Raw genomic sequence first — 10,692 nt, 5'->3', positions numbered from 1 at the left:
TAGTCAAGTACATAAACAAAAAATCCTTACTTGAAATAGTCAAGTAAGGATAATTATCGTTAAATTTATATGTCAACCTATTCTAGGACGCTACACCTTTTATTGAGTTAATAAAACTTGGAATTTCGTCCAAATAATTTTCTTTCCCCAATAGTTTGACAAAAGCAGTTCCAATAATTGCTCCTGTGGCGTAAGTTGTCGCTTGTTCAAAAGATTGTCTATTTGAAATTCCAAAGCCAATTGCTAAAGGGCTTTTAAGGTTCATATCTTTTATGCGTTTAAAATAAGTTGTTGTTTTATCTCCCACACTCAATTCTGTCCCCGTTGTTGCATTGGAAGATAGTAAATAGATAAAACTGTTAGAAAGATTGTCGATTTTTCTGATGCGCTCTTCTGATGTTTGTGGAGTAACGATAAAAATATTAGCAACATCATTTTGCTCAAAAACATCTTGATACAGTTCCTCATATTCATACATAGGTAAGTCCGGTACGATAATGCCATCAACACCCACTTTTTTACAGTCGGCACAAAATCGCTCTACACCATATTGTAATAAAGGATTGACATACCCCATTAAAAATACAGGAATAGTGACATGTTTGCGTAGCTCACTTAATTGTTCAAAAAGAATCTCTACATTCATGCCATTTTTTAGAGCAACTTCTGAACTATGTTGAATGGTAGGGCCATCAGCAACAGGATCGGAATATGGAAAACCTATTTCTAAAAAATCGGCCCCTGATTCTTCCAGTTTTTTAGCAATAGCCACCGTACTGTCGAGCGTGGGATATCCTGCTGTAAAATATATAGATAGGAGACCTTGATCTCCTGTTTTTTGTATTTTTCTCATTGTTTTAAAAACCGAAATATTTCATATAATTGTCCAAATCCTTGTCTCCACGACCTGAAAGGCAGATGACTACAGTTTCTTCTGGTTTCAATTGCATCTTTTCTAAATATGCTAGTGCATGAGCACTTTCAATGGCTGGTATGATCCCTTCCAATCTTGTCAATAATAATCCAGCTTCCATTGCTTCTTTATCGGTTACGCTTACATACTTGCCTCGACCAGATTTAAATAACCAAGCATGCTGTGGACCAATTCCTGGATAATCCAAACCCGCAGATATGGAATATGGTTCTATAACTTGTCCATCTGGGGTCTGCATCAGAATTGACCGGCTTCCATGTAATACACCTTCTTTTCCTAGCGCTGTTGTTGCAGCAGAATCGCCAGAATCAACACCTAATCCTGCGGCTTCTACAGCGATTAGTTTTACGGATTCTTCATCTACGAAATGGTAAAACATGCCTGCTGCGTTGGAGCCTCCTCCTACACATGCTATTGCATAATCAGGATTGTACTGGCCCGTTTTTTCAAACAACTGCTTTTTTGTTTCTTCCGATATGATGGATTGAAAGCGCGCAACCATATCAGGATAGGGGTGTGGACCTACTACAGAACCAATAATGTAATGTGTGTCAACAGGATTATTTATCCAATCTCTAAGAGCTTCATTAGTAGCGTCTTTTAATGTTTTGCTTCCCGACTCTGCTGGAATAACTTCAGCTCCCATCATTTTCATGCGAGCAACATTTGGTGCTTGTCGTTCAATATCGATCGCTCCCATATACACGACACATTGTAAACCTTTTAAAGCACATACCGTAGCAGTTGCCACTCCATGTTGTCCAGCACCTGTTTCAGCAATAATTCTTTTCTTACCTAGTCGTTGTGCTAGTAAGATCTGACCAATGGTATTGTTTATTTTATGTGCACCAGTATGATTGAGATCTTCTCTTTTTAAGTAGATGTTACTGCCATATTTCTCTGAAAGACGGCTCGCATAGTATAGTGGTGATGGTCTCCCAACATAATCTCTCAAAAGCTGATTAAATTCTTGCTGAAAACTCGGTTCTTGAATGATATCTAAATATTGCTCACGCAGTTCTTCTACATTTGGATATAGCATCTCTGGAATGTAAGCACCTCCAAATTGCCCATAGTATCCTTTTTCATTAACCTGGTATTTGCTCATAACTGATGTTTTTCAATGTCTGTTCTAATAATTCTACATTTTTTATCCCTGATTTAAATTCAAATTTAGAATTTAAATCGAGACCATATAAACGATGATCAGGAAATTGGCTTGCTGTTATGACATTTTCAGCACTCAAGCCTCCACTCAAAAAGTATGGTTTTTCTAGCTTGTAGTTTTTTAATAAACTCCAATCAAATTGTATTCCCGTCCCACCGTGATTGACGCTCTTGGTATCAAATAAAAAATAATCAACCGCGTCATCGTATTTCACCAATGATTGCCAGTCAAAACTTTCATCAATGCCAAAAGACTTGATGACCACGATACCTCGGGATTTAAATTGTAAACAAAAATTTGGATCTTCATGTCCATGAAGTTGTATTCCAGTTAATCCGAAAGTATCTATTTTTTCTAAAATTTCTTGTTCAGTCGCATTAACAAAAACCCCTATTTTTTTTATTCCTTGAATGGATTTTATAAAATGGGCATCTAGGCTGCTGACATATCTTTTTGATTTCTCATAGAAAATCAAACCCATATAGTCTATCGGTAATTTAATCAGATCAAGCATATTGTCAAGATCTTTCATACCACAAACTTTAATTTTTAAGCTCATGTTATTTAGTTATAAGTTTTTTGAAACTATTTAATGCTCTTCCACTTTGTAATGATTCTTCAGCTTCATAAAAACAGTCAGCAAAGGTCTTCTCAGGATCAAATGTTTTAATTGCAAATGCAGCGTTTGTAAGGACGACATTGTTTTGAATATCATTACCCTTATTGCTGATAATGGTTAAAAATGTATCTGCGGCCTCATTGATGGTCTCTCCACTGGCTAATGATGCTGGTGGAACAATATCAAATCCTAATTGTGGGATACTGTAATATTGTTCACCTGAGTTGGTGATGACTTTAAAATCACCTGTTAAAGATATTTCATCATAGCCATCAAGTGCATGTATAATAGAATATTGTTTCGCTGACTCCTGATAAAGATAGCCATACAATCTGGCTAACTCGAGACTGAAGACACCTACTGATTGAAATTTTGGATTTGCAGGATTTGTTAAAGGGCCCAACATATTAAAAAAAGTTTTCACTCCCAATGCCTTTCGAATAGGGGCAACTGTTTTCATTGCAGGATGAAATAATGGTGCATGTAGAAAGCAAATATTTGCTTCTTCAAGTTGTCTGGATAGTTCGCCCTTATCATTTGTAAATTGATAACCTAAATACTCCATGACATTGGAAGACCCACAACCCGAAGAAACACCGATATTACCGTGTTTAGCGACATGATAACCTGCCCCAGCTACAATAAAAGAAGCTAAAGTAGAAATGTTAAAGGTATTCTTTCCATCGCCTCCTGTACCGCATAAATCGATTAGATCATAACCGTTAAAATCCAGTTTTAGGCATAGATCGTACATGGCATCTCTAAATCCACCTAGTTCTTCCACGCGGATACTTCGCATGCCATATGCGGTCATGAATGCTGCGATTTGATGACTATCATATTTTCCCTCCGTAATATTGATCAGGATGTCATAAGCCTCTTTTCTGCTGAATGATTTATATTCGAATAAATGCGCTAATATTTTTTTCATGCTGCTATTAAAATAAAAAAAGGCTTACCTAAAAAGGCAAGCCTACTATTTTGATGTATAGATAAATCTAAGCAATAGTTTTTTGCCACAACAGTTTAACTGTTATGCCACCACCAAGACTTATTTAATACCTTTATATTCATTTTGTTATTGTTATAGCAAATATGGTTGATTATTTTAAAAAAAACAAGTGATTTAGCGAATTATTTTTAATATGTCACAAAATGAGCTAAATTATTGCCTTTTGACACTAACGTAAAAGATCCAATTTTCCCGGAATCTAAGTAAAGTGATACAACCAGCCTATCCTTTACTTTTAGGAAGTAAATATGATTTGCATTTTTTCCTTCTAGATCGATGTCCCTTGTTTCCTTCTTCGGAAGTTGATAATAGTTGATATATTGTATTTGATTGCTGTCTTTCATTTGTATATTGAGTCTCACTTCATTCAAACTTGCTTCGAGATATTCAAAATATTCATCTGTTAACTCCTTGTTTATCGTTACATATTGACTCAATATGACATCAGTGGCAGTAGATGGATTATATAGTGCAGCGATAAATTTCTTTATAAGAACTACATTAGTCTCAGCAGCTTCATTTTCTTGACCAAAATTAATCTTTGGTGCTATTAATAATAGGAGCAAACATATACTTTTTAGGTATGTCATCATAATAGCTAAGACTCTCATATGGTGAAAAGGATTAATAGATATAAAAAATGCCTTACAAATCATTGTAAGGCATTTTTTATTAATACTCGTCCTCATTAAAGAAGAAATCATCCTTAGTAGGATAATCTGGCCAAATTTCTTCTATATTTTCATAAGGCTCGCCGTCGTCCTCTAAATCTTGTAAATTTTCGATTACTTCAACAGGAGCACCAGAACGAATACCATAGTCGATTAATTCATCTTTTGTTGCCGGCCAAGGGGCATCTTCTAAATGCGAAGCTAACTCTAATGTCCAATACATAATAAAAACAGATTAAGTTTTCAATTTTCGCAAAAATATAATTTAATTTGTCTTTAGCAAGTTATTTGTTATTTATTTTTTATGAAAGACATTAATGTGTTGATATTCAGTTTGAAAAAATATCGTGAAGTAATCGTCAATATATTAAATATTTTCAAAATCGTCACCTTTTTCTTCTAAAGCGGATAATCGAGGAGAAACTGATTTGATATCTGTATTAGGATAATCAGCCTCTATTAAACCATCTCTCATACGGACTATTCGATGTGCATGTTGGGCGATATCCTCTTCATGCGTCACCAAGATAATCGTATTTCCTTTCGAATGAATTTCTTCTAAAAGTCCCATGATTTCAATAGAAGTCTTGGTATCCAAATTTCCTGTAGGTTCATCAGCGAGTATGATAGAAGGGTTGTTTATCAACGCACGTGCAACTGCCACACGCTGCCGTTGACCACCCGAAAGTTCGTTGGGACGGTGGTCTATTCGATTGCCTAGGCCAACACTATTTAAAGCTTGAGTAGCTTTTTCCTCTCGTACACTTTGTTTAATACCGGCATAGATCAAAGGAAGAGCAACATTCTCCAATGCTGTACTCTTAGGTAATAAATTGAAAGTTTGAAAAACAAAACCGATTTCTTTATTTCGGACTTCAGCCAATTCATCATCAGACATTTCACTAACATTAATACCATTTAGAATATATGCACCATGATTAGGTGTGTCCAAACAGCCTAAAATATTCATTAATGTTGATTTTCCAGATCCGGATGGTCCCATTAATGCAACAAACTCCCCTTTCTTTATATTTAAAGAAACAGATGTTAATGCATGTATAGTTTCTGTTCCTATTGTATACTGTCGGGCAATTTCTTGAATTTCAATTAATGTTGAGGAAGCCATAACGAACGTTTTTTAATTTGGTGATTAAATTACAATTTATTCTGCAATTTCCAATGTAATAGCATTTTATTATAAACGTAATCTTCTAAGTCTGAAGCATTCTTTTCATTGTATTGCAGTGTATTTATTGGCGCAAATACTTGTATTTTTACTATACCAGGGTGGGAACCTAATTGATGACCATCATCCCATAAGATCTCCCAGGCATTTTCAATCACAATAGGTATGATCGGAATATTATTTTCGATTGCCATACGGAATGCACCTGATTTAAATGGATGTATTGTTGGAGGGTATTGTTCATCAATTTTTCCCTCCGGAAATATGGCTAGCGTCTTTCCCTCTTTTAACATCTCATTAGCCTTTTTGAATGATCTAAAAGACGACATTTTACTTTTACGATCGACCGGTATATCAATGGTTTTGAAGAAAATTCTTGTCACAGGATTCTTTAATAATTCAGCTTTTCCAATAAAAGTGATCGCTCTTGGTGAAATATAGGTCATCGCTGTAATGTCTAGAACCGAAGTATGATTAGCACAGAGGATATATGGCTTAGACCAGTCTATTTTTTCCTCAAACTTGACGCGATAGAAAATACCTGTAAAGTAGGAACCGAGTAAACTCATCCATCTCCTAAGAAAAGCTATTTTAGTATAATTCTTTATTGGATTTCTTGCATACAACCATATTAAAGGGAAAAGAAAGCAGAAAATGATAAAAACACTTGTGAAGTAAAAGTAGCGGTGCAGTTTCTTTAAGAATATAATCATCAAATAGTAAGGTGTCTTAATTTAGGCCTAATATATTATAAAAGGGGGATTATATATCCCCCTTTCGTATATTTTGGTAAGTTTTTACTTACTTAATTCAGCATAGTATTTATGAAATAGGGGAATCGTTGAAATACCTTTCAAATAATTCTCAATACCGTATTTTTCATTAGGAGAGTGTAAGTTGTCACTGTTTAATCCGAAACCTAATAAGACTGTTTTTAAACCTAAGACTTCTTCAAATAAAGCAACAATAGGAATAGAACCACCACCACGAGTTGGAATAGGTTTTACTCCAAATGTTTCAGTAAGTGCTTTTTCGGCAGCTTTATAGGCTACACTGTCTGTAGGAGTTACTACAGGTTCACCGCCATGATGAGGTTTAACTTCTACACGAACATATTTTGGAGCAATTGCTTCAAAATGTTTTTTGAATAAATCTGTGATACGTTGTGAATTTTGATTTGGCACCAAGCGCATGGAGATTTTAGCAAATGCTTTAGAAGGAAGTACAGTTTTTGCACCCTCTCCAATATAACCACCCCATATACCATTTACTTCTAATGTCGGACGTGTACCCGTACGTTCGATGGTAGAATACCCTTCTTCACCCCATAATGATTCTACACCTAGATCTTTTTTGTACTCTTCGATTTCAAATGGAGCTTTATTCAATTCGTTACGTTCTTCCTGAGATAGTTCTATCACATCATCGTAAAATCCAGGAATTGCAATATGATTATTCTCATCATGTAATGATGCGATTAATTTTGCTAATACTGTAGCAGGATTTGCAACCGCGCCACCGTATACGCCTGAGTGTAAATCTCTATTTGGACCAGTTACTTCTACTTCAACATAGGATAGTCCTCTTAGTCCGGTCTCTAAAGATGGAGTTTCTAGACTAATCATAGAGGTGTCGGAGATAACAATGACATCAGCTTTTAATTTTTCCGTATTTTCTTTGACAAAAGTTCCTAAATTAACAGATCCAACTTCTTCTTCACCCTCAATCATGAATTTAATATTGCAAGCAAGTGCGTTATTTTTCATCATGTATTCAAATGCCTTTACATGCATATAAAATTGTCCTTTGTCATCAGCAGAACCGCGAGCGTAGATTTTGCCATCACGAATAGTTGGTTCAAATGGCGGAGTATCCCACAATTCATATGGATCTGCAGGTTGCACATCATAATGTCCATAAGTCAATACTGTAGGAAGTGCAGGGTCAACGATCTTTTCTCCGTATACAATAGGATTACCAGCAGTTTGACAGATTTCTACATGATCTGCGCCAGCTTCCTTTAGTTTTTGTGCGACAAATTCCGCAGTCTTTTCAACATCTCCTTTGAATTTTGGATCAGCGCTTACTGACGGGAGACGCAATAAATCAAACAACTCATCTAAAAATCGTTGTTTGTTGGCCTCAACATATTCTTGTATAGTTTGCATAGTATGAATGTATTTATAGCAAAAATAGGTAAAACATTATAATTTCACTTTGATAATTATGGTTTTAAGATCATTATTAAAAGATTTAAAAAAAAGATTAAAATTGTTGTAACATTTCCATTGAAAGCCCATCTAATAGCTATAACAATACAATATATTTGAACAGTTTTATTAACCAACGTGATAATAATAGTTTTTTAGATGAAAAGAAAAACAATTTTCCATTTGTTATTGCTTTTACCTATGCTTGTGAGCTTCTGCTTTGCTCAGAGCAAAATTCATGGTAAAATTAGCGATTCCAAAGATCAGCAGAAGTTGTCAAATGCAACAATTATGCTCTTGAGTGCCAAAGACTCTATTCTTCTAGATTTTACAAGATCTGATGAGAATGGTAACTTTTCTTTAAATACACCTACTCAAAGTGAGAGTGTACTGATTGTAAGTTATCCAAAATATGGCGATTATTATACCTCAATATTGCCAAATCAAGACTATTCAGCTTTAAAAGTTGGTTTGACAAGCACTGCCCAACTTTTACAGGAAGTTATTGTGACAGGTCGTATTCCAATCACTATAAAGGGGGATACAACAGAATATGATGCAGGTAGCTTTAAAGTTGAAAAAAATGCTAAAGTTGAAGACTTGTTGAAGGTATTGCCTGGTATCACGGTTGATGCTTCGGGCAAGATCACTGCTCAAGGAAAGACCGTTAAAAAAGTATTAGTGGATGGAGAGGAATTCTTTGGAGATGATCCTACTTTGGTAACGCGCAATTTGCGTTCTGATATGGTCGATAAAGTACAAGTTTATGAGAAGAAATCAGATCAAGCAGAGCGAACAGGAGTGGATGATGGTCAGCGTGAACAAACCATTAATGTTAAATTGAAAGATGGGGCTAAAAATGGTATGTTCGGAAAAGCATTGCTAGGAGTGGGCACCGATGATTATTACATGGGGCAGATCATGGTCAATAAATTTAAAGGTTCACAAAAAATATCAGCCTATGGTCTTTTTGGTAATAACGGTACCACTACGATGAATTGGCAAGATGCAGACAAGTATGGTGGTGACTCGGGTGTGAGTTATGGTGATGATGGATCTGTTTCATGGTCAAACTTTACTGATCCTTTCTCAGGACAAGGAGTTGTTGGTATTCCGAGAGCGATCAATTCGGGTATTAATTTTTCGGACAAATTTGATAAAAACAAGCATAATGTTAATATCAATTATAAGTATGGGCGGATCAGTAGTGACGGTCAAGATGAGACCTTGATGAGTGGTCTTATCAATAGCCGTACCGTAAAAACTGTGGATACAGAAAATGATCAACATCGGGTAAACCTAAAATATGACCTGAACTTTGACTCTTTGAATACGTTGACTATTCGTGGAGGAGCCTCGCAAAAGAATTTATGGTCTGATAATAAACGAGAAGCCTATCAGTTTTCTGCAGAATTAGATTCAGTTATAACCGAAAAGACAAGGGAAGTTGCTGACAATACGGTAAAAGCATTTAATTTAAGCGCTTTATTTACCCATAAATTTAAGAAAAAAGGAAGGTCGTTGACATTTAACGGAGAGATCAGAAAAGATGAAACTTCGGGTGGTGGATCGCTCTTTTCTACGGTACATAAATATGAATTCGATACAGACTCTATCACAGATCAACGTAAAAATAGATTACAAAATGTTACCAATAACCGTGCTTCATTAACTTATACAGAACCCTTGTCTAAAGTTTTAAATTTATCTATTGGTGCCGGTATTGAAAGTAATAAAAGTTCTTCTCTGGTTGAATCTTTTAATAAAGGATCGGGAGATTATGATGACCTTGACGAACGTTTCAGTAATGATTATGATTTTGATAGAACAAGTAGCAATTACAAGGTGGCTTTAGGGTATACCACAGAGAAGTTAAGGTTTAACTTTACCAATAGTTTTAACAATGATGATCTACAGCAACAAAATAACAATACCAAAGCATCTTTCTCAAGAAGTTTCTTCACCTATAATCCATCTTTAAGTGGAGGTTACTCTTTTACCAAAGGTAAAAACATGTGGTTCAATTATAATGGTCGCAATCAATTACCTTCTTTAAATCAGATTCAACCTATACTAGATAATTCAGATCAATTGAACCGTTATCTTGGTAATGAAAATTTGAAACCAGCATTCAGTCACAATTTTAATTTAGGATATAATACGTTTAAATTATTGACAGGAAGTTACGCATATGTTGGAGGTAATTTAAACCTTGTAAAAGATCCAATTTCACAAAATATCACAACTTCAAACGGTATCAATACTTACGAATGGAATAATATAACGGGGAAAACAAATATTTCGACAAATTTCTGGTCTGGTTATTATTTCAAACTCAATAAGAAACTGGGATTAAGTAACTCTCCACAGTTGTCATGGTCACTTTCTGAAAATTATAATTTCTTCAATGGTGAGCTTAATAAAGTGAATACAACCAATTATAACTTTACTTACACGTTTACACGTGACACAAAAACAGGATTGAACTTTAATATAAATCTAAGTCCACAATATCGTGTAATGGAGTCTAATTTGCAGCAAAATTCAAATAGTAACGGATTTGTATTCGGCTCTTCTGGTAGTGTTGAATACTTTTTCACTAAAACACTAAAAGTATATACGAATTACGATTATACATATGAAGCAGCCACACAAGCATTTGATCAGAAATTTGAGCAATTTTTGGTACATCCAGGAATTAGTAAAAAATTCTTGAAAAATGAATCTTTAATTTTAGACTTTACAGTTAATGATGTCTTAAATCAAAATAAAGGCTTTAGCAGATCAGCTGCAAACTCTGTATTTACACAAAGAAGATATGATACTATCAGACGTTATTATATGTTGAAGTTATCATGGGATTTTACTAAAATGTTTTTATAAGATGAGACA

Annotated in this window: 10 protein-coding genes; 1 reads left to right on the top strand and 9 read right to left on the bottom strand. The window is 34.9% G+C overall.

All coding sequences use genetic code 11. The features are described 5' to 3' along the window. Positions 1-82 precede the first annotated feature (82 nt). The 9 genes from trpA to C8N37_RS21290 form a co-directional block, all read right to left on the bottom strand. Positions 83-853, bottom strand: coding sequence for a tryptophan synthase subunit alpha (gene trpA / locus C8N37_RS21330; RefSeq protein ID WP_108160813.1), 771 nt, complete (start codon positions 851-853; stop codon positions 83-85). A gap of 4 nt (positions 854-857) precedes the next feature. Next, a complete protein-coding gene (gene trpB / locus C8N37_RS21325; protein WP_108160812.1) occupies positions 858-2,042 on the bottom strand; it encodes a tryptophan synthase subunit beta in 1,185 nt (394 codons plus the stop codon). Beyond that, positions 2,023-2,661, bottom strand: coding sequence for a phosphoribosylanthranilate isomerase (locus C8N37_RS21320; protein ID WP_108160811.1), 639 nt, complete (start codon positions 2,659-2,661; stop codon positions 2,023-2,025). The genes trpB and C8N37_RS21320 overlap by 20 nt, the downstream gene beginning before the upstream one ends. A 1-nt stretch (position 2,662) precedes the next feature. After that, entirely contained in the window at positions 2,663-3,652 is a 990-nt protein-coding gene (gene trpD, locus C8N37_RS21315) for an anthranilate phosphoribosyltransferase (protein ID WP_108160810.1), read from the bottom strand. A gap of 209 nt (positions 3,653-3,861) precedes the next feature. Further along, on the bottom strand, positions 3,862-4,299 hold the full coding sequence (locus C8N37_RS21310; RefSeq protein ID WP_146171116.1) for a hypothetical protein: 438 nt from the start codon (positions 4,297-4,299) through the stop codon (positions 3,862-3,864). Between the two features lie 106 nt (positions 4,300-4,405). Further along, positions 4,406-4,627: a DUF2795 domain-containing protein gene (locus C8N37_RS21305; RefSeq protein ID WP_021188822.1), complete on the bottom strand. Its 222-nt coding sequence runs from the start codon at positions 4,625-4,627 to the stop codon at positions 4,406-4,408. 144 nt (positions 4,628-4,771) lie between these two features. Next, positions 4,772-5,530: an ABC transporter ATP-binding protein gene (locus C8N37_RS21300; RefSeq protein ID WP_045755420.1), complete on the bottom strand. Its 759-nt coding sequence runs from the start codon at positions 5,528-5,530 to the stop codon at positions 4,772-4,774. A 29-nt stretch (positions 5,531-5,559) separates the two neighbouring features. Beyond that, a complete protein-coding gene (locus C8N37_RS21295) occupies positions 5,560-6,159 on the bottom strand; it encodes a lysophospholipid acyltransferase family protein (protein WP_228115782.1) in 600 nt (199 codons plus the stop codon). Positions 6,160-6,387: 228 nt separating this feature from the next. Continuing rightward, entirely contained in the window at positions 6,388-7,758 is a 1,371-nt protein-coding gene (locus tag C8N37_RS21290; protein WP_108160807.1) for a dipeptidase, read from the bottom strand. A gap of 201 nt (positions 7,759-7,959) precedes the next feature. On the opposite strand from C8N37_RS21290, the gene C8N37_RS21285 reads away from it, so the two are divergent. Beyond that, positions 7,960-10,683, top strand: coding sequence for an outer membrane beta-barrel protein (locus tag C8N37_RS21285; protein ID WP_108160806.1), 2,724 nt, complete (start codon positions 7,960-7,962; stop codon positions 10,681-10,683). The last annotated feature ends 9 nt before the right edge of the window (positions 10,684-10,692 follow it).

The sequence above is a fragment of the Sphingobacterium faecium genome, assembly GCF_003054045.1.
GTDB lineage: Bacteria > Bacteroidota > Bacteroidia > Sphingobacteriales > Sphingobacteriaceae > Sphingobacterium > Sphingobacterium faecium.
The sequence above is the reverse complement of the archived record's forward strand: the minus strand, read 5'-3'. Positions and strand labels throughout refer to the sequence as shown.